The organism is Brevibacillus sp. FW306-2-1A-C05A (assembly GCF_058781555.1).
This window is the reverse complement of the sequence record NZ_JBYSWV010000016.1, coordinates 20,665-44,430: the sequence shown is the minus strand read 5'-3', so window position 1 is coordinate 44,430 and position 23,766 is coordinate 20,665. Positions and strand designations below refer to the sequence as shown.

At 55.6% G+C, this 23,766-nt stretch carries 19 protein-coding genes and 1 other annotated feature; of the genes, 13 read left to right on the top strand and 6 right to left on the bottom strand.

Annotated features, from left to right (window positions below; all coding sequences use genetic code 11):
• Nucleotides 1–3 precede the first annotated feature (3 nt).
• The 4 genes from AC3WJN_RS12000 to AC3WJN_RS11985 all read left to right on the top strand — a co-directional run bounded on the left by AC3WJN_RS12000 (nt 4) and on the right by AC3WJN_RS11985 (nt 3,836).
• Nucleotides 4–1,065, top strand: coding sequence for a branched-chain amino acid ABC transporter permease (locus AC3WJN_RS12000; protein WP_310670340.1), 1,062 nt, complete (start codon nt 4–6; stop codon nt 1,063–1,065).
• A gap of 47 nt (nt 1,066–1,112) precedes the next feature.
• Nucleotides 1,113–2,357, top strand: coding sequence for an ABC transporter substrate-binding protein (locus tag AC3WJN_RS11995; RefSeq protein WP_007782849.1), 1,245 nt, complete (start codon nt 1,113–1,115; stop codon nt 2,355–2,357).
• A gap of 20 nt (nt 2,358–2,377) precedes the next feature.
• Nucleotides 2,378–3,166 carry an ABC transporter ATP-binding protein gene (locus AC3WJN_RS11990; RefSeq protein WP_005832051.1) on the top strand — a complete coding sequence of 263 codons (789 nt, stop codon included), beginning with the start codon at nt 2,378–2,380 and terminating at the stop codon, nt 3,164–3,166.
• A gap of 205 nt (nt 3,167–3,371) precedes the next feature.
• Nucleotides 3,372–3,836 (top strand): GNAT family N-acetyltransferase, encoded by a 465-nt coding sequence (locus AC3WJN_RS11985; protein WP_007782845.1) that lies wholly within the window; start codon nt 3,372–3,374, stop codon nt 3,834–3,836.
• A 258-nt stretch (nt 3,837–4,094) separates the two neighbouring features.
• On the opposite strand, the gene AC3WJN_RS11980 is transcribed toward AC3WJN_RS11985, so the two are convergent.
• Nucleotides 4,095–5,153 carry a YybI family spore inner coat protein gene (locus tag AC3WJN_RS11980; protein WP_007782842.1) on the bottom strand — a complete coding sequence of 353 codons (1,059 nt, stop codon included), beginning with the start codon at nt 5,151–5,153 and terminating at the stop codon, nt 4,095–4,097.
• 281 nt (nt 5,154–5,434) lie between these two features.
• Between AC3WJN_RS11980 and AC3WJN_RS11975 the strand changes: the two genes are divergently transcribed.
• The 4 genes from AC3WJN_RS11975 (at nt 5,435) to AC3WJN_RS11960 (ending at nt 14,020) form a co-directional block, all read left to right on the top strand.
• Nucleotides 5,435–6,115 (top strand): queuosine precursor transporter, encoded by a 681-nt coding sequence (locus AC3WJN_RS11975; protein ID WP_283858823.1) that lies wholly within the window; start codon nt 5,435–5,437, stop codon nt 6,113–6,115.
• Between the two features lie 855 nt (nt 6,116–6,970).
• Nucleotides 6,971–7,627: a SurA N-terminal domain-containing protein gene (locus AC3WJN_RS11970; protein ID WP_005836666.1), complete on the top strand. Its 657-nt coding sequence runs from the start codon at nt 6,971–6,973 to the stop codon at nt 7,625–7,627.
• Between the two features lie 53 nt (nt 7,628–7,680).
• Entirely contained in the window at nt 7,681–7,911 is a 231-nt protein-coding gene (locus AC3WJN_RS11965; protein WP_221843649.1) for a hypothetical protein, read from the top strand.
• A gap of 592 nt (nt 7,912–8,503) precedes the next feature.
• Nucleotides 8,504–14,020, top strand: coding sequence for a DUF8508 domain-containing protein (locus tag AC3WJN_RS11960; RefSeq protein ID WP_492329270.1), 5,517 nt, complete (start codon nt 8,504–8,506; stop codon nt 14,018–14,020).
• A gap of 136 nt (nt 14,021–14,156) precedes the next feature.
• Here AC3WJN_RS11960 and trpS read toward each other — a convergent pair whose 3' ends face one another.
• A complete protein-coding gene (gene trpS, locus AC3WJN_RS11955) occupies nt 14,157–15,140 on the bottom strand; it encodes a tryptophan--tRNA ligase (RefSeq protein ID WP_005836084.1) in 984 nt (327 codons plus the stop codon).
• A 68-nt stretch (nt 15,141–15,208) separates the two neighbouring features.
• Nucleotides 15,209–15,473, bottom strand: a binding site (T-box leader).
• Between the two features lie 138 nt (nt 15,474–15,611).
• Here trpS and AC3WJN_RS11950 point away from each other — a divergent pair.
• The 5 genes from AC3WJN_RS11950 to AC3WJN_RS11930 all read left to right on the top strand — a co-directional run bounded on the left by AC3WJN_RS11950 (nt 15,612) and on the right by AC3WJN_RS11930 (nt 20,864).
• Nucleotides 15,612–16,220, top strand: coding sequence for a TetR/AcrR family transcriptional regulator (locus tag AC3WJN_RS11950; RefSeq protein ID WP_487091729.1), 609 nt, complete (start codon nt 15,612–15,614; stop codon nt 16,218–16,220).
• On the top strand, nt 16,213–16,752 hold the full coding sequence (locus AC3WJN_RS11945; RefSeq protein ID WP_327991482.1) for an HXXEE domain-containing protein: 540 nt from the start codon (nt 16,213–16,215) through the stop codon (nt 16,750–16,752). The genes AC3WJN_RS11950 and AC3WJN_RS11945 overlap by 8 nt, the downstream gene beginning before the upstream one ends.
• 72 nt (nt 16,753–16,824) lie before the next feature.
• Nucleotides 16,825–18,123 (top strand): ArsR family transcriptional regulator, encoded by a 1,299-nt coding sequence (locus AC3WJN_RS11940; RefSeq protein WP_492329269.1) that lies wholly within the window; start codon nt 16,825–16,827, stop codon nt 18,121–18,123.
• A 227-nt stretch (nt 18,124–18,350) separates the two neighbouring features.
• The gene (locus AC3WJN_RS11935) at nt 18,351–19,580 is read left to right on the top strand and encodes a Zn-dependent hydrolase (RefSeq protein ID WP_026557928.1); all 1,230 of its coding nucleotides are present in this window, start codon (nt 18,351–18,353) and stop codon (nt 19,578–19,580) included.
• A gap of 102 nt (nt 19,581–19,682) precedes the next feature.
• Nucleotides 19,683–20,864, top strand: coding sequence for a M20 family metallopeptidase (locus AC3WJN_RS11930; RefSeq protein WP_007782819.1), 1,182 nt, complete (start codon nt 19,683–19,685; stop codon nt 20,862–20,864).
• 77 nt (nt 20,865–20,941) lie between these two features.
• On the opposite strand, the gene AC3WJN_RS11925 is transcribed toward AC3WJN_RS11930, so the two are convergent.
• From AC3WJN_RS11925 to AC3WJN_RS11910, 4 genes are read right to left on the bottom strand one after another with little or no spacing between them, the layout of a single operon-like run.
• Nucleotides 20,942–21,418, bottom strand: coding sequence for a DinB family protein (locus tag AC3WJN_RS11925; RefSeq protein ID WP_005836091.1), 477 nt, complete (start codon nt 21,416–21,418; stop codon nt 20,942–20,944).
• 28 nt (nt 21,419–21,446) lie between these two features.
• Nucleotides 21,447–21,953: a HugZ family pyridoxamine 5'-phosphate oxidase gene (locus tag AC3WJN_RS11920; RefSeq protein ID WP_492329268.1), complete on the bottom strand. Its 507-nt coding sequence runs from the start codon at nt 21,951–21,953 to the stop codon at nt 21,447–21,449.
• Nucleotides 21,954–21,981: 28 nt separating this feature from the next.
• Nucleotides 21,982–22,761, bottom strand: a complete 780-nt coding sequence (locus AC3WJN_RS11915; protein WP_005836095.1) for an ABC transporter ATP-binding protein — start codon at nt 22,759–22,761, stop codon at nt 21,982–21,984.
• Nucleotide 22,762: 1 nt separating this feature from the next.
• Nucleotides 22,763–23,758, bottom strand: coding sequence for a FecCD family ABC transporter permease (locus AC3WJN_RS11910; protein ID WP_007782812.1), 996 nt, complete (start codon nt 23,756–23,758; stop codon nt 22,763–22,765).
• Nucleotides 23,759–23,766: the final 8 nt, after the last annotated feature.

The window sequence follows — 23,766 nt, the reverse complement described above, 5'->3', positions numbered from 1 at the left end:
CGGATGAGTAGTCCATTTGTCAGTGAATGCGGAGAGTTTCGCACGACGTATCGGGAAGACATGGCGCTGTACAAAATTCCGCGCATCCGCTACCGGGTGTACGCGCTGCTCGGTTGTTTTCTCCTGCTGCCCTGGGTGGTCAGCGAGTATGTGACCAGTCTGGCTGTCTTGTGTGCCATCGCCTCGATCGGCACTATCGGTCTGAATATTTTGACAGGTTTTACCGGGCAAATTTCCATCGGGGTCGGCGCTTTTCTCGGAGTGGGCGGGTACGCATCGGCGCTGCTCACGACGTCGCTTGGCCTGAGCTTCTGGATTTCGCTGCCGCTGGCCGGAATTGCGACGGCATTGGTCGGGGCGCTGTTCGGAATCCCTTCCTTGCGGCTAAAAGGGCTGTACCTCGCGATGGCGACTTTGGCCGCGCAAGTGATTATTTTGTATGCGATGAATCATTGGGATGGGCTTACGGGCGGTACAGCCGGGATGATTTTGTCCCGCCCGACGCTGGGCAGCTTTTCGTTCGATTCGGAGATGAGCTATTACTATTTGACGCTGGCTGTGCTCGTGGTTACGTTCGTCTTTTCGGCAAACCTGTTTCGCTCCCGCACCGGACGCGCGTTTGTCGCCGTGCGCGACCGCGATCTCGCCGCAGAGGTCATGGGGATCAACCTGTTTCGCTACAAAGTGCTGGCTTTTGCCACCAGCTCGTTTTTCATCGGGATCGCAGGCGCGCTGATGGGCCATTACACGCTGGTGATTTCCCCGGAGCACTTCGACATCGGGGTGTCGATCGAGTATTTGGCGATGATTTTGATCGGCGGGCTGGGGAGTGTCGTCGGCTCGATTTTCGGCGCGGTGTTTCTCACCTTGCTGCCCGTGCTGTTGCGCGAGCTGATGGATTTGCTCGCTGTGCTGTTGCCGCAGGTGACCGAGCATTACGGCGCCATTCGCCAAATCATTTTTGGCGGCATCGTCATCGGCTTTCTCATCTACGAGCCGGAGGGACTGGCGAAGATGTGGCGCAATTTCAAGGAGAAGTGCAAGCTGTGGCCGTTTTCCTACTAACGCTCTTTGGGCAGCGCCTGTAAAAAATAAAAAGGGGGATTTTCAGGATGAAAAAACGGATGCAAGCGATTTCGGTTGCGATTCTCTCTGCGGTATTGATCGCAGGCTGCGGGGGAGGCGGACAGTCAAGCGCTCCGGCCGCGACAGGCGGCTCGTCGGGCAATTCGTCGGGCGGCACAAGCGCTCCGGCTGCAACTGCGCCTGCGGCCACGATCAAAATCGGCGGGCTGTTTGACGAAACGGGCGGAACCGGAGACGTCGGCAAGCCGTACGCAGAGGGCGAAAAGGCGTACATTGACTACCTCAACTCCAAAGGCGGCATCGAGGGGGCGAAGGTCGAGCTGATCGGCGTGGACTACGCCTACAAAGTCCCGGAGGCGGTGAAAATTTATCAAAAGTTCATCAAGCAGGATAAAGTCTCGGCGATTTTGGGCTGGGGAACCGGAGACACGGAAGCGATGAAGGAGCTGATCGCCAAAGACAAAGTGCCGTTCATCTCCGCCTCCTACTCCGAAGCGCTGACGCAGGTCAACCAGCATCCGTACAACTTCATGACGGCTGCCACCTACTCCGATCAGGCCAAAGTCGCGATCAAATGGTTCCGCGACAACTGGAAAGGCAGCGGCAATCCGAAGCTGGCCTTGCTCTACAACGACACCCCGTTCGGCAAGTCGCCGATTGAGGACGCCAAAGCGTACGCCGCTTCCGTAGGCGTGGACGTCGTGGATGAGCAGATTGTCGATCTCAAGGCGCTCGACGCGACACCGCAGCTTCTTAACATGCAAAAGAAAAATCCCGACTTCGCCATCATCCAGCAGACGTGGGGAGCGACGGCTACCATTTTGAAGGATGCGAAAAAGCTCGGGCTGACGACCAAATTCATCGGCTTGAACTGGGCGGCGGGCGAAGGCGTCATCACGCTGGCGGGCGACGCGGCGGAAGGCTACATCGGTGTCATCACTCACGCCTTCCCGTACGAAAATTTGCCGGGACTGAAAGAAATCGAAGACTACCTCGCCACCAAAGGAGAGAAGCTGGCGGACAAAAACCAGAAGTTCGTCCAAGGCTGGGTCGCAGCGAAAATCATGGTGGAAGGAATTAAAAATGCGGGCGACAATTTGACAGGCGAAGGAATCAAGGCGGGCATCGAAAAAATTTCCAACCTGGAGTTTGGCGGCCTGGCTGCTCCTGTCTCCTTCTCGGCTGATAATCACCGCGGAACGACGCAGGTGCGGCTCGGCGAAGTGAAAAACGGCAAGTTCGAGATCATTACGGACTACATCGGCTACTAAAGGCTGGATCGGGGGAAGCCATGCTAACACTGAACAACGTGGAAGTGATGTACGGCAAGGTGATTCTCGTCCTGAAGGGGATGTCGATGCACGTGCCGGAGGGGAAAATTGTCGCGCTGCTCGGCAGCAACGGCGCGGGCAAGACGACGACGCTGCGGGCGATATCCGGCCTGCTGAAAAGCGAGAACGGCGAAGTGACGGACGGCAGCCTGGAGTACGCGGGAAGCGTCATCACCGGGAGAGAGCCGGAGGAAATCGTCAAAAGCGGAATTTTTCAGGTGATGGAAGGCAGGCGCGTGTTCGAGCATCTCAGCGTGGAGGAAAATCTCATCGCCGGAGCCCATACGCGGCGGGAACGCGGCTCGCTCAAGGACGAGATGGAGCAGGTCTACCACTACTTTCCCAAGCTGAAAATGCTGCGCACAAGAACGGCTGGCTACTTGAGCGGCGGCGAACAGCAGATGCTGGCGATCGGCCGGGCGCTGATGGCCCGTCCACGGTTGCTCTTGCTCGATGAGCCATCGCTCGGTTTGGCCCCGCTGCTCGTGAAGGAAATTTTTTCGATCATCAAAAAGATCAACGAGGAGCAAGGCACAACGATACTCGTCGTCGAGCAAAACGCGAATGTCGCCCTGTCCATTGCCGATTACGGCTACATCATGGAAAACGGCAGGATCGTGCTGGAAGGGGACGTGGAGTCGTTGCAGTCCAACGAGGACGTTCGCGAGTTTTACTTGGGTATGAGTGACGGGAAGCGAAAAAGCTTTCGCCAGGTGAAGCACTACAAACGGCGGAAGCGCTGGTTGTGACGGCAGAAAGCGGCAAAGGCAGCCATCCTCTTTGGGGGGTGGCTGTTTGCTTATTGATCTTTTCATCCAGCCAGTGGTAAATTTAGGGGTGCTGTAGCGGGTGCGCACCATGGCGTGCCTCGCTGCCACACGTCCATTCACGGGCTTTAACGCAAGGCTGGCCGCTTTGCGAAAAGACTGCACGGCCCGATCAAGGAGGGAAAGCATGCTTCCGTTAACGTTACAACAGGTCGATGAGCTGACCGCCGATGTCGCGGCCGTAATCGCGCCGTGCCTGTACAACCCGACACCGGAAAAGCTGAACGTGCTCATGAGATTGTACAAGACCGATCCGAATCGGAGCTTGTACGCCTGCGTCGATGGCGACAGCGTCTTCGCGATTATCGGGCTGAAAAGGAATCCGACTGAGAATACGGCGGTCATTTTGCATATTGCGGTCACAGAAGAGCGGCGGGGACAAGGCGTCGGACGCCAATTGATCGACGACGTCTTGGCCCTGCACTCGTTGGCTGCCATTCAGGCGGAAACCGATCGGGAGGCGGTTGCTTTTTATCGGTCGTGCGGGTTTGCGGTGGAGAGTCTGGGGGAAGTCTACCCCGGCGTTGAGCGTTTTTTATGTATGAAAAAGAATGAGGCTGGACTTGCGGGGAAGAGGGAAAGCGCCAGGTAAGCCAGTTTTTGCAAAAAAGGACACCTTTTGCTTCGTCATGAGCAGAAGGTGTCCTTGCTTGTTGAGCGAGTTGCTTGTTGAGCGAGTTGCTTGTTGAGCGAGTTGCTTGTTGAGCGAGTTGCTTGTTGAGCGAGTTGCTTTGTTGAGTGAGCTGCTCTGCTTGGTGAGTTACTTGTTTGCTGAGCTACTTGTCTGCTAAGCTGCTTGTTTGGTCCGTCGCCCATCTCCCTCAGTTGCCCGAAGCGCCTGTTGCCAAGCTTAGCGCTTCACCAGCACGAACGCCTTTTTCACTTCATCCAGCGTCATGACGAGCGATTGAAACTTTTTGCCTTTGTCAGTCGCCGGGTCAAACACGCTGTCTTGTGGCAGAGCCGCGACGTAGACGGTGTTGGTTGCGGGATTTTGCGCGATTTCGTAGCCGACTGGCGGTTCATTTGGCGTGTTCAGCTTTTTCCAGTCGCTTTTGTCAAAAGCGTAAATCACGACGACCGCTGCCTGGTCTTCCGCCTTGCTGCTGTTGAACAGGAAGGAGGTCACGCTCTTGGCCTCTGGCAAGTATGGATCGGCATGCGGGCCTGTTTTCTCGTCGATCAGGATGTTCCCGTTCCACGATTGTGGCGCGAGAAAATCATAAGCGGAGTCGTAGCTGCGAAAAGAGCCTTGATACACTGTTTTCTCCGCTTTGGTCGGCTCAAAATGGGCGCTCATCAGTTCCCACTTGCTTTGGCTCCATTTCCATTTCGATTTGAGGTAGCCGCGCACGTCTGCGTTGTAGTCTCCGGTCAGGCGCTCTGTGCCTTCCAGCACGTAAAGACCGTTTTTGTTGTTGTCGATTGGCTTCAACTCGACAAATCCGTCTCCAACGATGCCTTGTTTGTCTTTATCAAGGCCAGGCAGGCTGAGCTTTTCGGCTTTGCCGTTTTGGACGGTGTAGATGTGCTGGATGGTGTAGCCGCCGCTGCCGCCCGTATTTGCGGTAACCATGATCTCGCCTTTTTTGTCGTAGGTGAAGTCTTGCACGGACAGCTTGGGCTCATAGCCGCCGTCTTTGACGTCAATCGGAAACGACTTCTTGGTCTGGCCATCTGTTACTTTGACAGTGAGGGCGGAAATGTACGGGCTGTTTTTGTCCTTTTTCCCGTAGAGCGTGATCGTGTCGGCCTTTTTGTCGCCTGTCACGTCAGCCGTTTTTTCCGCGAGCGCCTGCAGGTCTTTTGTGGCAGAGCCTGTGCTTGCGGCGTCGGCGGTCAGGGCTTGTCCGGTGAAAAGCACCGAGGTGAGCAATGTCCCTGTGACGATTTTGTTCCAGTTGTTCATGTTGAATGTTCTCTCCCATCTTGGTGTTTGTTCATGGTGTCAGGTGAGTGTGTGGTGAGTGAGTTCATGTGTCTTGCTACACGTTCATTATGTACGATAGAGTGGATCCGATGGTTACAGACAAGTGACAGCCCGCCTACAAAACAGTAACAGGGAAAAAGCGGGCGGGGCAGCTTCCTGCGAGCATTGCGCAAACAGCCGATTCCAAGTAGAATGATGAAATGCCCAAAAGGGCCGCGGTTCGAAAAACTCCCGCGTTATCAAAACTAGGAGGCTATCATATGTTTAATCTTGCACTCGGAGTATGTTTTGCTCTGGTGAATTTCGGGCTGTTTCTGCTCTGCTACCGCCTGTTCGGCAGAATGGGGCTGTACGCCTGGATCGGAATGGCTACGGTGCTGGCGAACATTCAGGTGGTCAAAACCATCGAGATGTTCGGGCTGGTCATGACGCTCGGCAATACGATTTATGCATCCATCTACCTGGTGTCAGACCTGCTGAATGAAAAGTACGGCGAGCGGGCGGCGAAAAAGGCGGTCTGGTTCGGCTTTTTCACCTTGATCGCGACGACGATCATCATGCAGCTCGTGCTGTTGTTTGATCCGCAGCCGGAAGACATTGCCCAGGAATCGCTGGAAAAGCTGTTCGGCCTGATGCCAAGGCTCGCTTTGGGCAGCCTGTGCGCGTACTTGCTGAGCCAGTTCGTGGACGTGAAAATTTACTCCTGGCTGAAGATAAAGTGCCCGGGACGCAACCAGTTGTGGATTCGCAACAACGGGAGTACGCTGTTCAGCCAGTTGCTCGATTCCTTGACGTTTTGCACGATCGCTTTTTGGGGCGTCTACCCGCTGGAGGTATGGTGGCAAATCCTATTGACCACGTATCTCATCAAGTTCGTCGTCTCGGCTGCTTCGACGCCGTTTCTCTATGTTGCACGCAATATGAAGGTGCCGGAAGAGTAAGCACAAAAAGACAAAAAAAAAAAGCCACCTGATCTTACCCTTGTAAAGTAGACAGTCTATAAACAAGCCTTTATAAGTCTATCGCCACACACGTTTTGGGCTCTGGGTGGAGAGGTCCGCCTCTTCCCCGTCCGCACTCGCAGATTTTCACAAAGAAATCATGTTCAACATTCATCCTACAAACAAAGTCTCGTTATATCCCTTCAATTAGTGAGTTTTGAAGATACACCATACTGCCCCCCAAAAAATAAATTGTATTTTTTGTAACTTTTTGTAACATTCATCCGTCTTTATTAGTGTAATATTCCAAAAATTAGAACTAGAGGAATCACTAGTGAAAAAAGGCTCTGCAATTTTTACGGCAGCAACACTTTTAGTGGGAGTACTGTCTTTTTCGACACCGAGTCACGCGACAACCACTTCGTTTACTGATACCGACTGGTTAAATGCCTGGAGGGTTTCTTCATCAGGCTATATATACACGCCTGTTGCTTTAACCACGAAGGTCATCTCAGATTTTTCAATTGACTACACAGCTAAAACAAAAGTAGCAACTAGGTGGGATCTAAGTGCAAGCATTAGTTCGAGTGCCGCAAGTACTTTTGGAGGTAGCCTAGGTGTGGGTACACTAAATGTCAGAGGGTCCTCGGTATCTTTGCCTAACACAAGCTCTTACGTTTCTGAGCCTAATACAGTGGTTACAGGACGAAATTGGACAGGTACAAAATCATATAATGCGACAGAAGGCAGTAGTTATGGCACGAGTGCATATATTGTATCATCGAGCAAAGGTTATCAAACGAATACAACTGGCCAAGTAGACTTTAGCTGGTAAAAAAAGGAGGTAGAAAAAGGATGAAAAAACTCTCAATTTCCCTCTCTCTATTGACTGTATTGGGCTCAGCTTTAGCAATATCCTCTTTTGCGACAAACGAACAAACTGAAGTTTTCAAGTCCCTTAAAGAAGAGATAGTCAACATCAAATCAACTAAAGAAAGCACCTTAGTTCAAGTTGAAAATGAAAGTATTACTGATAAGGAATTTAAAATCTATAAGGCTTACATGAAGGCTAATCAAAAGCTCAATAAAGCCTCGAATGAAATATCAGATAATGATTTGTTGACGGAATTGGTAATGGATGAACTATTAGTTCAGGAAGCTGAAAATCAAGGTGTGTCAGTTAGTTTAAATACAGCAAAAGAATATTCGATCAAAATGAAAGAAATATTAGAAAATGCTGATGAGAAATCCAAAGAATTTCAAAGGAATGCTATAGAAGTAACTGGTTTAAGTGAAGACAAATACTGGGAAGAATATGCTCCGGACATGTATAGGAAGCAGCTAAGTACTTCAAACTTGGTTGAAAAACTCGTAAAAGACGGGGTACTCCCAAATGCAATAGACAATCTTGATGACTTTAATAAAGCATTCGAGAAATACAAGAAAGAATTGTATAAAAAGGCTTCGAAAAAGGTGAAAGTTCTAAATGACGAAGTTCAATTGCAGGACTAAACAAGCTGGGGCTGAGTAGCCCCGGCTTGTTTCCTATGAGGGAGGGATAATAAATGAATGAAAAGAATGAAAAGAATGAAACGATGCCCACAGATAAATCCGTTTCAGAGCGCAATCCTATAAATGAAATGTTGGAGGATGCGCAGCGAATAGAAGGAAGCGGGCCACCTAAAAAAATAAATATGAAAACAATGCCAAGATGGTTGAGAATATTTGGTTATTCATTTCTGATTCTGTTTTTTGTCTTTGTATTATTGATCCTTATTTCGAGTTTGGTGAGATAAACGCATAGTTCGATCCTCTCAGTGAAGGATGCACGTACCCCTGTCAAGTAGACAGCTATAAAAAAGCCTAAGCGGCCAGTGTGTTTCCGTACGCAGCGGGAGCATGTCAACGCCGGAATTAATTTGACCCACTAGCGCCGGGATATTTTTGACCCACCTGTGCGCCTGGCGTCGAATAGATCCCGGTTTTTAGTTTTTCTTCGAGTCGCTTGTTGTACTGCTGGGACGTGTATGGGAAGCTTTGATCCGAATGGAGAATCGCTCCCTGCACGTCTCTTTCCTTATGCAGCTCTTCTACGGTGTCTATGACCATGAAGACCTGCCAAGCGACAATCTCATTGATAGAAAAGATCCTGTATCGCTGACAAGAAATAGAACTTGTCCATCAAAGCAATACAGGAAAAATCCGTTACAAACAGCCGATTCGGTTGCTCTCCTTTGAAGTTGCGTTCACTCGCTTTGAAGGTTTTTATTTTACAAGAATGGAAGGGATATACATTCTTTACATCCAATTTACATAAAATTCGGATTGTATGTTTACGATGTGTATAGTTTATGGTTTCGCATGTTTGAGAGGAGGAAGAAAAAGAGAATGCAAAGCAAAAAGGGAAGATTGCGCTGTCTCTCGAAGCTGGCGCTGATCGCGGCGGTTGTCGCGAGCGCGGTTTTGCCGAGCGGATGGGAGCCGCAGGCAAAAGGGCAGCAAGCCGGACATGTCGTCATCAGCGAGGTGTACGGAGGCGGAGGAAACAGCGGGGCCGATTACAAAAACGACTTTATTGAGCTGTACAATCCGACGGGCACGACCGTCTCGCTTGCAGCCTGGTCTGTGCAGTACGCTTCAGCAAGCGGGCCGACATGGAGCAAGACAGACTTGACGGGCAGCATCGCTCCATACGGATATTACTTGATTAAGCAGGCGGCAGGAACAGGGGGAACGACCGGGCTGCCCGCCGCAGATGACGAGGGCGCGATTGCCATGGGAAGCACGGCTGGAAAAGTGGCCCTCGTCAGCAGCGGAACCATCTTGACGGGAGCCGATGTGTCCGCCCGGCCCGATGTAGTCGATCTGGTCGGCTTCGGAGCGGCCAATGGCTATGAGGGGGCTGGTCCTGCTCCCGCTACGTCGAACTCTGCCAGCGCTTCCCGCAAAAGCCGAGCGGATGGCATCGTGCCAAACGGCGGTAACGGCTGGGACACGGACAACAACAGCGCCGACTTCGTGGTGGGAGAGCCTACTCCGAAAAATACGCAGAGTCCGGCAGAGCCGCCGCCGACAGAGAGCGATGTCAGCGAGAAGCCGAGCGGCCGGGAGCTGCTGTTTGACAATACGAATCCGGCGGAAGCCGTCATTCGCGGCCAAGTCCGTCCGCACGTCACCATCAAGGTGTACGCAAGCCCGCCTGCTGGCAGCGAAACGCCTTTGGCTGAGCAGGTGTCGAACGATTCCGGCCAGGTCGAACTGACTTTTGCCCATCCGACTTCGGCAGCGGTCTATCTCACAGCGACGGAGAGCGGCAAACAGGAGAGCGAAAGCATCGAGCTGCTGCCAGCCGAGGCAAGCCCGGCCTTGACGGCTGAAAAAATCAGCTTGCAGCAAACGGGAAGTGCAGCGGAGTTAAACGGCCAAGCGGGGGCAGCCGCAGGCAAGGCGATTTTGCGCGCCTATGATGCGCCAGATGGCAACAGCCTGCTGCTCAGCGGCAATCCGACAGGCAACGCAGGGGAGAACGGCGCGTTTTCTTATTTGCTGCAAGGCATCGAGCAGTTGGAAACCGTCTACGTGACGCAGCAGCTCGCAAGCGAGCACGGCAAGATGTTCGAGAGCGAGCCTGTGCCGATTGCCAAGTCTGTGCTTTCGACCAGCACGATTGCCGAGGCGAGGGCGCTGGCAAAAGGAACAACCGCGAGCGTTGCCGGAACCGTGACGGCCATCTTTGAGGCGGGGGGCCAAAACAACGTCTACATGCAGGACGAAACGGCCGGGCTGGTCGTGCGCGGTCCAGGGCTTGCCGCCAAAATCGCGGTCGGAGACAAAATCCGGGCGACCGGAAAAATGAATGACTACTACGGGCTGGCCCAGCTCGAAGCCGCAACCGACGACGTGACGGTCATAGAGAAGCAGGCAGGTGTGCCAACGCCGCAGTCGGTTACATCGGTGAATTTTGCGTCCCATGCGGGGGAAGCCATCGAAGGCCAACTGGTGACGGTCCGCAATGTGACGGTCCAGTCTGTACAAAGCGGCAATTATACGTTGCAAGACGATCAGGGCAACTTCCTCTCCCGCCCGCCCGTCACCCTCCTGCTGGAACCGGGCACGACTTACGCCAGCATCACCGGAGTGGTCAACTACGATTTTAACGAATACAAACTGGTGCCGCGGACGCAGGCAGATTTGGTCGAGGATGAGACGCGGGTGCCGACGGTGACGGCGTATCCGCAAGGCCCGCTGGTCGCGGCAGGCACCAAAGTGAGCTTGTCCACGTCCATGGCAGACGCGAAAATTTACTACACGACAGACGGCACGGAGCCGACCAGAGACAGTGCCGTCTATACGGAGCCGATCCAGCTCGACGCGGATACGACGATTCAGGCGTTTGCCGTCAAGGAAGGTTTCACGGACAGCAAAGTCGCCAGCTTCCGCTACACGATCCAAAAAGAGAGCGTGCGCATTCGCGATATTCAGGGAGCCTCCCACCAGTCCCCGCTGGAAAACGGCACGGTAAAAGCCGTCACGGGAATCGTCACGGCAGTCGTGAAAAGCGGCGGAACAATACAAGGCTTCTACATGCAAGACCTGCTTCCGGACGACGATCCGCGCACGTCCGAGGGCATCTACGTGTACGAGCCGAGAGCGGCGGTAAACGCGGGCGATGAAGTGAAGGTAGACGGTACGGTGAAGGAGTACGTGTCGCAAAACCGAGCGGCGACCGATCTCACCCAGACGCAGATTGACGCGGCGAGAGTCACCGTTGTCAAAAAGGCGCAGCCGCTCCCGGACCCGGTTGTTTTAGGGAAAGGAAGCTACCGCTATCCGAAGGGGATCATTGACAACGACAGCCTGGGCACATTCGATCCGGAGGAGGACGGCATTGACTTCTGGGAGAGCCTCGAAGGGATGCTGGTGCAGGTCGACAATCCGGTCGTAGTCGGGGAAACAAAAGTTTTCACGAACCCGGCAAGCGTAGAGTTCGTCGTCATTGACGACGAGGCGCATCGCGGACAGCCGCGTACGCCGGCAGGCGGCGTGGTGCTTGCAGCCGACGATTTTCACCCTGAGCGCATCACTGTAGCAGACAAACTCGTGCCGATTTTGGAGCGTCCAATGGTTGGCGACAAAATCTCCGAGCCTCTGGTAGGGATCATTGATTACAGCTTTGCCAATTACAAGCTGTATCCCACCGAAACGGTTTCCGTCCAGTCGGGCGGCAACAAACCGACTGTGACGACACTCGCCCCGAAAGACGATGAGTTGACGATTGCTTCCTACAACATTGAAAATTTTTCGGCCAAAACCGAGTCCCAAAAAATAACGCGAATCGCGGAAACGATCGTCGAGAACATGAAAGCGCCGGATATTATCGGCGTAGTGGAAATGCAGGACAACAACGGACCGACGGACGACGGCGAAACAAATGCCGCGAAATCCGCAGATGCCTTGCGCAAGGCAATCCAGCAAAAGAACGGCCCTGCCTATCGCTACATCGACATCGCGCCAGAGAACAACCAGGACGGGGGCCAGCCAGGCGGCAACATCCGCGTCGGGTTTTTCTACAACCCGGCTCGCGTGCAACTGGCAGAGGGCGTAGCGGGAACGGCAACAGAGGCAGTACAGGTCGAGACACGCGACGGAGCGGCGTACCTCTCGCGCAATCCAGGCCGGGTCGACCCGAACAACGAGGCATTCGCGTCCAGCCGCAAGCCGTTGGCGGCGCAGTTCGTCTTCCAGGGCAAGCCTGTGTTTGTCATCGCCAACCATTTCAATTCCAAGGGCGGGGATGGGGCGCTGTTCGGCAAACAGCAGCCGCCGGAGCTGGTTAGCGAGAAGCAGCGAATGAAAATCGCCCGCGTGCTGAACGGCTTTGTGAAACAAATCCACGCAGCAGATCCCAAGGCCAATGTGGTCGTGTTGGGCGACCTGAACGACTTTCCGTTTTCCAATCCAGTGAAAGCGCTGACGGATGGCGCTCTGACCAATATGGTCGAGAAGCTGCCGCCGGGCAGACAGTACACCTACGTGTACCAGGGCAATTCCCAGGTGCTCGATCAAATTTTGGTCAGCCCCCATCTGGAAAAAAGCACAAAGGTGGACATCGTGCATATCAATGCCGGATTCACCGAGGGCGAGGGCCGGGTGAGCGACCACGATCCGGTGCTTGTGCAAATCCATTTGCAAGATCAGGGCGAGCACGAGACGACGGCGCAGGAAGTGGCGGACGGCATCACGGGTCTTGCGCAGCCGGCAGCGGGGGCGACAAGGCTGCGTTTGCCTGAAGTGCCCGCAGGATTTACGGTCGCAATCAAGCAATCGAGCGACACAGGCGTCATCGCGCTGGATGGCACGATCACGCCGCCGAGTCGCCAGACGGACATCGAGCTGATTTTGCTAGTAACCCGGGGGTCGGACGGTACGAGCGCCAGCACCGAAAAGCTGACCGTCCAGGTGCCAGCCAAACCGACAACCCCGCCGCCTCCTGTCACTCCGCCAGATCCGACACCGACGCCAGACAGGCAAAAAGAAACAAACAAGCAGGCAGAACAGGCCATTTTGTCTGCAAAAGATGAACAGAGCATCGAGGAACAGGTGCAGCGGGTGCTTGCCAGTCTGGAAAAGCTGCTCGCCGCCAAACAGGTCAACCAGGCCGAGAAGTGGGACGCGGTCGCGCATTCCGTTTCGACCGTGCTGGCCGCTGTAGCGGAGCAGGCGGAGCGCGGAGTCGTTCGGGAAAAGACGCTGCTTGCGCTTGGCGAAAGCTTTTTGGACGAAGCATTTGCGCCCCTCGCAAGCGACGAGGAAGCGGATGCGGAGCTGGCAAGGTTGGGGCTCGCCGCCTTGGCGAATTTTGCAAACACAGTGCTGGAACCGCTCGCGCCAAAGGCGGTTCCTAAGGACGTAGCCAAGCGTGTTCGCCTGCTGGCAGAAACGCTGCTGAAACAGGCAAGCACATTGGCCGTCGAGCCTGGGGCCGAGATCAAAGCCCAAGACGAGCAAGTGGGCGACGCGCTCGACACGCTGGACGATTTTTTGGAAGCCATCGAAGACGTGCAGGAAAAAATCGGCTTTTCCCCGGTGCTGTTCATTCGCATGGAAGGCGAGGGGGCAGAGGAAGACGGTGCGGATGCCGATACGGCCGACCGTCCCCGCAGCAAAAAAGCAGGGCAGGCAGATCAGCGGATTACATTGGAGCAGAAGCTGGTCGAGCTGCTGAAGAAAAAAGAGGTCGGCATCAGGCTGACCGTTCCGGCAGGAGCATGGGTAGAAGTACCGGGAGCTTATTTTGCCAAGGAAAGCGGAAGAAAATTTGCCCTCTCCCTGACAGCGGCAGAAGCAAGCGGCTGGAAGGGCGTTTCCCATCCGGGTGAAGCCTATTTGCTCGAAGCGTGGAGCAACGGAAAAGCGCTGGGCAGCCTTGGCGAGCCAGGCTTTACGCTCGCGCTGCCGCTGGCGGCCGATGCAGGTGAAAAGCTGCAAGCTTACACGTACCGCAACAAGCAGTGGCGGGCAGTAACAGGGGCGAAGGGCAAGCCGCTCCAGGTGGCGCAAGAAGCTGACCTGGCCGTCTTCACAGTCAAGTCGGCGGCGACCTACGTCGCGGGGAACGCTGCCTTGGAGGCGCTCGAAGCCAAACTGAAGTCGTTGAAGCTCGCTCCCGGAGAGGAAGCACAGCTTGAGGTGCTGGCGATATTCGGCGACGGCACTTCGGAAGACGTGACAAAGGCAGAAGGAATCGAGTTCGAGTCCAGCCGTCCCGCGCAGATCGAGGTGGACGAGGAAGGCCGGGTGTCAGTTCTGGCCGATGCGGAAGCGGGCACGCGCGCGACGATTTCGATTCGCTATGCCGGAAAAACGGCGAAGGTGCATCTTTTTGTCAGAAGCGCAGAAAAGTAAGGGCCGCGGGGGAGAGCTTCACGCAGGAGCGGGCGGCACAACTGCTTGCCGTCGCAAAGCCGCGCGTCTCGTCTGCCTCGCAAATGAAAAAACGGGTCGGGAGAAGCTTCCCGGCCCGTTTTGCGTCTCGATTTTCCTAGCGCGCCATTCCCATTGCTCTTTCTACTTTGTGCAGCATTTCATTCGCCACGGCATTTGCCTTTTCTGCGCCCGCCGAGAGGATGTCGTCCAGCTCGGAGGAATGGAACAGTTGCTCGTAGCGCTCCTGGATCGGACGCAGCGTCTCCACCACGACTTCCGCCAGGTCGGTTTTGAATGCGCCATAGCCTTTGCCCTCGTACATCGCTTCGATCTCTTCCAGCGACTTGCCGGAGCAGAGCGAGTAGATCGTCATGAGGTTCGATACGGCAGGCTTTTCTGCCTTGTCATAGCGCACGCTGCTGTCCGAGTCGGTCTGCGCGCGCTTGATTTTTTTCGTAATCGTCGCCGGGTCGTCGAGCATGGAGATGAAAGCGCCCTGGTTCGGATCGGACTTGCTCATTTTTTTCGTGCCGTCGGCAAGCGACATGATGCGTGCGCCCGTTTCCGGCAGGCGTACTTCCGGAATGGTGAAAATGTCGCCGTAACGGTTGTTGAAGCGGGTCGCCAGGTCGCGGGTCAGCTCCAGGTGCTGTTTCTGGTCCTCGCCGACCGGAACGTAGTCTGTGCCGTACAGCAAAATGTCTGCGGCCATCAGTGGCGGATACGCCAGCAAGCCGGCCGGAATCGATTCGCCCCGTCCGTCGGATTTGTCCTTGAACTGGGTCATGCGCTCAAGCTCGCCGAGGTACGAGGTGCACAGCATGATCCAGCCGAGTTTGGCATGGGCTGGCACTTCCGATTGGACGAACAAAGTCATTTTGTTCGGGTCGAGGCCGACTGCCAGGTAGAGCGCTGCCAGACGGCGGATGTTTTCGCGCAAGACGGCTGGCTCCTGCGGAACTGTGATCGCGTGCTGATCGACGATGCAGTAAAAGCAGTTGAACTGGTCCTGCAGCGGAACGAAATGCTTCATCGCGCCGAGGTAGTTGCCAAGGGTCAAAATACCGCTCGGCTGAATACCGGAAAAAATGGTTTTCATGAGAGTGCTGCTCCTTTCCATAGAGGGAAATCTGTTTGGGAGAAAAACAAAAAGGTCCATCCGCCCTGGACAGGGACGAATGAACCGTGGTGCCACCCTTGTTATTTTGCACACGGGAAAAGCCATGCGCAAAATCGCTTTGTTCCGTACCGTTTTGATACGGTGTCCTTTGTAACGTACGGACGTCACGCCAAAGCCTACTGCCGCTTTTGAAAAACGGGTTCGGTTTGGAGCTCGGGAGCCCATTCACCATTTCCTTGACACTGATTCGCACCAACCATCAGCTCTCTGCCGTCTCGAAAAATGACTACTCTTCTCCCTCATTGCCATCGAAAGATACCCTTTGAGCAATCATTTTACGCAGTCCAAACCAAAAAAGCAAGAGGGGATTGACAATATCATCCAAAAGTTGTAAAAGTAACTCAAGAGTTATATAACTGAAAAGTTACTTTTTAGGAGTGAACAACACGGATGGACAGCAAATTTTCCAAAGGGGAGCAAAGCCGCGGACGGTTGCTGGCAGCAGCGGCTTCCGAATTTGCGGCCAAAGGCTTTCACCGTGCCAGGGTGAGTGACATCGTGAAGGCGGCCGGGCTGACGCAAGCGTCTTTTTACCAGTATTTCGAGAGCAAGGAAGGGCTGTACCAGCAGCTCATGGACGAGTTTTTCGCGAAGCTGTGGGTGCTGGCCGACGGAGGGAGCAAGGTGACGGCGCTGGACGAAGCGGATGTGTACGGGCAGGTGCGGGAAAATCTCTTGGCGCTGTTCCGCTTCTTTCAGGGGCGGCCGGAGCTGACGCAGATGGTGCTCTATCAGGCGGAGGCGGGAGAGGAGCTGCACCGCAAGCTGGCAGCCATGGTCAGCGCCAATCTGCGGCAAAACCAGGCGGCGGGCCATGTCCGCGCCGACCTGTCGCCGGAGGTGGCGGCAGAAGCAATGGTCGCCGTCTGCTACCGCCTGACGTCCCGCTTTTTGCTGGCGGGGGAAAAGACGGCCGAGCAGCTCGCCGACGAGGCGGTGTCGTTTTTGGCGCACGGAATCTTGCAGGAAAAGACGAGGGAGGGGGCACGGCATGAGTGAGCTTGTGAATCTGATCTGGCTGTTGCTGGTCGTGTTTGTGTTTCACGATCTGGAGGAAATCATCACGGTCGAGGGCTGGCTTGCGCAGAAGCGGGAGCAGGTTTTGCGCGCGCTGCCGAGCTGGCTGCAAAAGTTCGTGGAGCCGTCGCTTGCGATGAACACCGCGCAGTTTGCCGTAGCCGTCACGTGCGTCTTCGCCGTCCTCGCCGCTGCCGTCGTGCTTGCGGCTGCCACGCTGCCGCTTGGGACGTACTTGCCGTTTTTTCTCGTCTGCCTGCACGTTATGTTTTTGCACGTTTTCACGCACATCGGACACACGATTGCGCTGCGCACGTACACACCGGGCGTCGTGACGGCAGTCGTGCTCGTTTTGCCGTACAGCGTCTACACCTATGTCTGCCTGTTTGAAGCAGGGGTGCTTACGTGGCCGCTCGTCTGGAGTACGCTGCCGTTCTGCTTGCTGGCCGTGCCGATTTTGTACGCTGCGCACTGGCTCGGGCAGGCGGCAGGAGGGCTGGTCAGCCGCGGATGAGGCGGGGGTGGCTGTAAGTGCGGGCATATTTTTGCTATTCTAGGAAAAAACGCTGTGAAAGAGGGACGTGTATTGAAGCTGCGACTAGGCGTGATCGGCGCGGATGATTCGCTTGTGATTATCCGATCGGTCATGCAGGAGTTTCCCGAGATCGAATGCTTGCCGATTGTGTATTGGAGAGAAGAGGAAATCGTCGAGCTGCTCATGGCGCATCTGGATGAGGTGGACATGTGGCTTTTCTCGGGTCAGGTTCCTTATGCGATGGCGAGCCAGACCGGAAAAATCCAGGTGCCGATGGCGTATGTGCCGCATATTGGCGCGAGCCTGTACCGGACCTTGCTGCATCTGTCCCATCAGCTCGGGATTCGCGTGGATGAGGTGAGCTTCGATACGTTTTCGGGCGAGGAGCTGGGGCATTTTCTCATGGAAGCGGGAATCGCGGAAGGCTACAAATGGCTGAAGCATTACGAAGGTGCGATCTCTGCCAATGAGCTGGCGGATTTTCATGAGGCATTGTGGAAGGAAGGCAAGACGAAGGCGGCGGTGACCTGCCTGCGGACGGCAGAGCTGGAGCTTGTGCGCAGAGGCGTTCCCGTGCATCGCGTCGTGCCGACGCGAGCGGGCGTGCTGTCGGTCGTCCACATGCTTTTGCGCACGCATGAGATGCTGCATTTCAAAGACACGCAAATCGCTGTGCAGATGATGGAGATTGATCCGTTTCGGGAGCTGGCAGGCGGGAGTTTTTCCACGGACGAATGGCAAAACGCCGAGATCAAGACGATGGAAAAGCTGTTGCGCTACGCCAAGTATTTGCAAGGCTCGCTGAAGACGGCGGGGCCGGGGCGCTACGTCATTTTCACGACGCGCGGAAAAGTGCAGGAAGTCACCGGCGACTATGCGACGATCCCCGACCTGGAGGAGCTGTTCGGGATTCGCGCCGATCTGGTGACGTGCGGAATCGGGATCGGCAAGACGGCGTACGAAGCGGAAATCCACGGCGGCACTGCGCTTTTGCACGCCAAGGAGCGGGGCGCGGGCAACTGGATGGTTTTCCTGGACGACAAAAGCGTCGTGGGGCCGCTCGGACGCGACGAGCAGATCGCCTATCGGTACGACTCGAAGAAGCTGCAGGAGTTGAGCCAGCTTACTTCGCTGAGCGTCATGACGCTGTCGAAGCTGGAGTCGATCTTGAAAAAGCGGGGCAAGCAGGAGATCAACGCGCACGAGCTGGCTTCGCACATGCAGATTCAGCCGCGCAGCGCCCGCCGCATTTTGGTCGAGCTGGAATCGAAGGGCATCGCGCAGGTGGTCGGGGAGGAAAACCCGCATCCGCGGGGGCGTCCGCGCAAGGTGTACCGGATCCATTTTTGAGAAGCTAGGGGGCCTGCCTCTCTACTCAACCAATTGCAATCGTGAACATAGAAAAGGCGTGCAACGAGCAAGCGCATTTGCACGCCTTTTTCCGTGAAAACCAACTGGAAAAATCAGCATGACGCAGGCTTTTCTCCTTTTCAAAATAGACAGACTATTATACAATTAGGGACATAGCCGTAAATCAACCGTTAATAGACGGTTTTACGAAGGAGGAGTCTCTTGTCATGATTAATGCGGACCGATTGTGGGACCGACTAGGGCAGGTAGGCAAGATTGGCGCCCAGGAGGCCGGAGGGGTAACGAGGCTGTCATTTACACCTGAGGAACGGGCAGCAAAAGACATCGTCGCCGGCTTCATGAAGGAAGCGGGACTGGCAGTTCGCGAAGATGCGGTAGGCAATCTGATTGGACGAAAAGAGGGGAAAAACCCTTCGGCACCTGTTGTTCTCGTAGGCTCGCACATCGACTCCGTACCGAATGGCGGAGATTTCGACGGGCCGCTTGGCGTTTTGGCAGGCGTAGAAATTTTGCAGACGATGCAGGAACAAGGCATAGAGACCGAACATCCGATTGAAGTGATCGCTTTCACGGATGAAGAGGGCACGCGCTTCGGCTACGGCATGATCGGCAGCCGCGGGATCGCCGGGCTGATTAAGCGCAGCGAGCTGGAGCAGGCGGACAAGGACGGCATCACGATTGCCGAAGCCATGCGCCAGGTCGGATTGGACCCGGATCAGACAGGTCAGGCGGCGCGCACGCCCGGCAGCGTCAAAGCGTACGTGGAGCTGCACATCGAGCAGGGCAAGGTGCTGGAAAGCCGCGATTTGTCCGTCGGGATCGTGACGGGTGTCGCAGGACCGCTCTGGATGAAATTCGTGCTGGAGGGCGAAGCGGGCCACGCTGGAGCTACGCCGATGAACTTGCGCCGCGATCCGCTGGCTGCGGCAGCGCTCGTGATGCTTGCCATCGAGGAAGAGGCAGCGCGGACGGGCACAAGCGTAGGGACGGTCGGACAGGTGCAGGCGTTCCCTGGCGGAGTCAACGTCATTCCGGGCCGGGTAGAGTTTTCGCTCGACTTGCGTGATGTGGACGAAGCGGTTCGCGATCAGGTCGAGCAGCGCATAATCGAGCGGGCGAAAACGATCTGTGCCGAGCGGAACGTGACGCTGAAAGTGGAATTGTTGCAGCGGATCGCTCCTGCCGTATGCTCCGAGAGCATCCAGCAGGCGGCGGCAGAGGCGTGTGCCCAGGAAGGTTTGGAGGCGTTCCGGTTGCCGAGCGGCGCAGGCCACGACTGCATGCAACTGGTTGACCTGTGTCCGGTCGGCATGATTTTCATTCGCTCCAAAGACGGTATCAGCCACAATCCGGCCGAGTATTCGACAATTGAGGATTGCGCGGACGGAGCCAACGTGCTGTACCGCACCGTGCTGGCTTTGGCGAAGCAAATATAGAGAGACTGACGGAAAAGCAACAGGCGCACAAACAAAAGAGACGAGGGTTCGGCAGCTTGGCGACGACGGGCAAAAAGCGCACCGAACGAGGAGGAGAACCGGATGACAGCGACAGCAACAACATTGAATCAGGCGGCAGAGGCGGTCAAAGAGCAAGTAATCGCGTGGAGACGCTATTTGCACGAGCATCCCGAACTGTCTTTTCACGAAGAGAAAACAGCGCAGTTCGTGTACGAGACGCTTCTGTCTTTTGGCAATCTGGAAGTGAGTCGGCCGACGAAAAACAGCGTAATGGCCCGCCTGATCGGTTCGCAGCCGGGAAAAGTGCTGGCGATGCGCGCCGACATGGACGCTTTGCCGATTACGGAAGAAAACACGTTTGAGTTCGTCTCGAAAAATCCGGGCGTGATGCATGCGTGCGGACATGACGGCCATACGTCGATGCTGCTCGGAACCGCGAAAATTTTGTCCGGGATGAAGGACCAGATCAAAGGCGAGGTGCGCTTTTTGTTCCAGCACGCGGAAGAAGTATTTCCGGGCGGCGCGGAGGAAATGGTGCAGGCGGGAGTCATGGATGGCGTGGACATCGTGATCGGTACGCATCTGTGGGCGACGATGGAGTACGGCACCGTAGGCATTTGCCCTGGGCCGATGATGGCAGCTCCTGATACGTTCTGGATTACCGTGCTCGGAAAAGGCGGGCACGCGGCTCTTCCGCACGAGACGATCGACAGCATCGCGGTTGCGGCGCAAGTGGTGACCAACCTGCAGCACATCGTCTCGCGCAACGCCGACCCGCTCGACAACCTCGTCTTGTCCGTGACGCAATTTGTGGGCGGCACGACACACAACGTCATTCCGGGCACAGTGGAAATTTGCGGGACAGTGCGCAGCTTTGACCAGACGCTGCGCGAATCCGTTCCCGGCCTGATGGAGCGCGTCATCAAAGGGATTACGGAAGCGCACGGCGCAAGCTACAAGTTCAAGTACGAGTTCGGCTACCGTCCGGTCATCAACGACGAGGAAGTGACCCGCTTGATGGAAGAAGTAGTCGTGGAATCGCTGGGAGCGGAGTGGGTGGAGCATATGCGCCCGACCATGGGCGGCGAGGATTTCTCGGCGTTCCAGCAAAAAGCGCCAGGCTGCTTTTTCTACGTCGCTGCCGGCAACAAGGAAAAAGGCATTACGTATCCGCACCATCACCCGCGCTTTACCATCGACGAGGATGCGCTGGAAGTCGGCGTGAAAATGTTCGTCAACGCGGCGAGAAAAATCGTCATGTAAAAATGTTAAACCCAAGCATGAAAAAAGCGCCCCCTGTCCAGGTCGGATGGGGGCGCTTTTTGCGTGAATAGGGCGCTTTAGTGCGTGCGCTCTTTTTCTCTTGTATGAAACGCTTTTTGGATTTGCGAAATCTGTCCGGCGTGGATGCCTGTATGGTACATCAGACGCCCCAGCGCTTCGAGCGGAGTCGAGCTGCCGAGCGGCGTATTGACAGGCGTATGCCACGCTTCCTCGGACAAGCTTTTCATGCCTTCGAGCAAATGCTCGTTGGAAGCCGTCATAAAATCGGCAAGCTCCTGCAAGTTCGTAAACTGCCGCCCCTCGACAGGGCCGTTTTTCGTCAGTAGCTCCACGTCCGCCGGGATGCTGCGGCCGAAAAACCACTCGGCAAACATGTATTCCACTTCGGCGTTATGTCTGAGCATATACCCGATGGAGGCAGGGCCGAGCCCGAGCGTCAAGTCTTGTTCCGGCATGCTTTTGGCTGTCTTGTGGAATCTTTCCTGGATCGTGAGCCAGAGTGTCAGTGCAGTTGAATACGTTGAATTGGTCATGAATTTGCCCTCCTGTTGGCGCGAATGATTATTTGGCGGTTTGGGTGTGGCCGTCGCGATTGACGTGTTCGAACTTGTCGGCGGAAAGATCAATGTCGTACGCCTGGCCAAATCCGGCGACGTAGCGGCCTTCGGATGGCGTCAGCTCAAACAGGGAGAAGTCGAGGCCGCGCAGCATATCCATCATGCTTTTGCCAAAGCGCTGTTCGAACAGCGCGAAAATCTCGTCGCAGTCCGCGTTGCCGATATTTCTCGCTGTGCAGACGAAGCGGGCGCGCTGGCGGGCGAACAGATTGGCCGTCTTCGCTTCATCCTCAATCAGCATGGCATCGACTGCCGACGTTTCTTCCAAATAGCGATAATGGTTGGCGATTTTGCTGATGTAGATATAAAACTTTCCGTTGGTTTTGACAAAAGGGGCATAGGAGATAAACGGCTTTCCATGCTCGTCGACCGTGCTGAGCATGAGCGTCTTCATACCGGCAGCAAACGTTTGGTACTGGACCTTCATCGCTTCCTTCGCCATTGCTTTCATACGAGCATCCCTCGCTTTTCCTGTAGTTTTATTGCGCTTTTTTCAGGACGTGAATACGCGGGCTGGTGCTGTCTGGCGCGTACCGGATTTCTGTGTCGACCCCGTAGACGCTGCGGATCAGCTCCAGCGTAAACACATCCTGAGGCTTGCCGAAAACACGAATGTCCCCGTCTTTGATGACGCAAATTTTATCGCTGTAGGTGCTGGCGTGATTCAAGTCATGCAGCACCATGACAACCGTGAGCTTCAATTCCCGATTCAGCTTGGCGATCAGCTCAAGCACATCGAGCTGGTGGGCAATATCCAGATACGTCGTCGGCTCATCGAGCAGCAGCAGCTTCGGCTTCTGGGCCAAGGCCATGGCGATCCAGGCGCGCTGGGCTTCCCCGCCCGACAGAGAAGCGAGATAGCGGCCCCGGTAGCTTTCCAGTCCTGTTTGCTGCAACGCCCAGTCGACGATTTCGTAGTCGGCTGCATCCAGCCGTTCATACCATTTTTTGTGGGGGACGCGACCGTAGCCGACCAGCTCCTCGACAGTCACATCCGAAGGACAGGAGTTGGACTGGCACAGCATGCACATGATGCGGGAAAGCTGCTTCATGCTCATGTTGTCGGCTGGCTCCCCTGCGATGCGCACCGAGCCGCTCTCGCAAGGAATCAGCCGGGAGATGGCTTTGAGGACCGTCGATTTGCCGGAGCCGTTTGGCCCGATGAGCGAGACAATCTCTCCTTCATGTATATCCAGCGAAAAGTCATTTACGATTCGTTTTTTGCCGTAACAGACGTTCATTGACTGCACGTTCAGCACATCACGTTCCTCCTTTGCGCATCAGATAAAGGAAGTAAGGCCCGCCGACGATGGCCATGACGATCCCCGCCGGAATTTCGAGTGGAGCAAAAAGCGTCCGGCCCAGCGTGTCTGCCACAAGCAGGACGAGCGAGCCGAGCACGAGTCCAAACGGCAAGTTCATCCGGTAATCGGAGCCCATCAGCATGCGCGACATGTGCGGGACGATCAGCCCGACGAAACCGACCAGGCCCACGGTCGAAACGGAGATGGCCGCGAGGTAGACCGCGATCAGGGACAGGGTGAAGCGAAGCCGGTTCAGGTTTTGCCCGAGATTGTGCGCGACCTGCTCGCCGAGACGCAAGATGTTGGCCTGGCGGATACACATCAGCGCAGCGATCCACCCGACGACCGAGTAGGGGAGAATCGTCAGCACGTCGCTTGTGCTTTTCCCGGACAGGCTTCCGTTCATCCATTGCAGAGCCGCTGGCAGCTTGTCGCTGTAGAGGATGGACAACAGGCCGATGACGCCGCCAAATACAGCATTGACGGCGACACCGGACAAAATAATGCGGATCGGGGTGAAGCCCCCTTGCTTTTTCCAGGCCCACAAGTAGACCATCACGGCTGCGATGCCCCCGCCGACAATGGCAAAGAGCGGAATCAGCGCGGAATAACCGGGGACGACCAGCATGATGAACAACACCGTGACCGCTGCCCCGCTGGATACCCCGGTCAGCCCCGGATCAGCCAGCGGATTTTGCATGACAGCTTGCAGCAGCGCCCCGGACGCAGCGAGGTTGGCCCCGATCAGCAGCGCGAGAAACACGCGGGGAATCCGAATGTCCCAGAGAATCGTATGGTTGGCTTCATTGCCTTGGCCGAGTACGGTCGTCATCGTTTCCCACAGCGAGAGCTGCACGCTCCCAAGCCCGACAGACAGGACGATTGCCGCTACGAGCAGCAGGCAAGCGACGCTGAGAAGGACTGGTTTCCTGGTTGAATGGTTCTGGCTCACTGCAAAAA

Bases quoted from the DNA above. Each gene is read 5' to 3' on its own strand.
- AC3WJN_RS12000 (WP_310670340.1), top strand. From the start codon at position 4: ATGAGTAGTCCATTTGTCAGTGAATGCGGAGAGTTTCGCACGACGTAT.
- AC3WJN_RS11920 (WP_492329268.1), bottom strand. From the start codon at position 21,953: ATGAAAGCAATGGCGAAGGAAGCGATGAAGGTCCAGTACCAAACGTTT.
- AC3WJN_RS11965 (WP_221843649.1), top strand. From the start codon at position 7,681: ATGAATGAAAAGAATGAAAAGAATGAAACGATGCCCACAGATAAATCC.
- AC3WJN_RS11945 (WP_327991482.1), top strand. From the start codon at position 16,213: ATGAGTGAGCTTGTGAATCTGATCTGGCTGTTGCTGGTCGTGTTTGTG.
- AC3WJN_RS11950 (WP_487091729.1), top strand. From the start codon at position 15,612: ATGGACAGCAAATTTTCCAAAGGGGAGCAAAGCCGCGGACGGTTGCTG.
- AC3WJN_RS11960 (WP_492329270.1), top strand. From the start codon at position 8,504: ATGCAAAGCAAAAAGGGAAGATTGCGCTGTCTCTCGAAGCTGGCGCTG.
- AC3WJN_RS11930 (WP_007782819.1), top strand. From the start codon at position 19,683: ATGACAGCGACAGCAACAACATTGAATCAGGCGGCAGAGGCGGTCAAA.
- trpS (WP_005836084.1), bottom strand. From the start codon at position 15,140: ATGAAAACCATTTTTTCCGGTATTCAGCCGAGCGGTATTTTGACCCTT.
- AC3WJN_RS11975 (WP_283858823.1), top strand. From the start codon at position 5,435: ATGTTTAATCTTGCACTCGGAGTATGTTTTGCTCTGGTGAATTTCGGG.
- AC3WJN_RS11995 (WP_007782849.1), top strand. From the start codon at position 1,113: ATGAAAAAACGGATGCAAGCGATTTCGGTTGCGATTCTCTCTGCGGTA.
- AC3WJN_RS11980 (WP_007782842.1), bottom strand. From the start codon at position 5,153: ATGAACAACTGGAACAAAATCGTCACAGGGACATTGCTCACCTCGGTG.
- AC3WJN_RS11925 (WP_005836091.1), bottom strand. From the start codon at position 21,418: ATGACCAATTCAACGTATTCAACTGCACTGACACTCTGGCTCACGATC.
- AC3WJN_RS11990 (WP_005832051.1), top strand. From the start codon at position 2,378: ATGCTAACACTGAACAACGTGGAAGTGATGTACGGCAAGGTGATTCTC.
- AC3WJN_RS11935 (WP_026557928.1), top strand. From the start codon at position 18,351: ATGATTAATGCGGACCGATTGTGGGACCGACTAGGGCAGGTAGGCAAG.
- AC3WJN_RS11970 (WP_005836666.1), top strand. From the start codon at position 6,971: ATGAAAAAACTCTCAATTTCCCTCTCTCTATTGACTGTATTGGGCTCA.
- AC3WJN_RS11985 (WP_007782845.1), top strand. From the start codon at position 3,372: ATGCTTCCGTTAACGTTACAACAGGTCGATGAGCTGACCGCCGATGTC.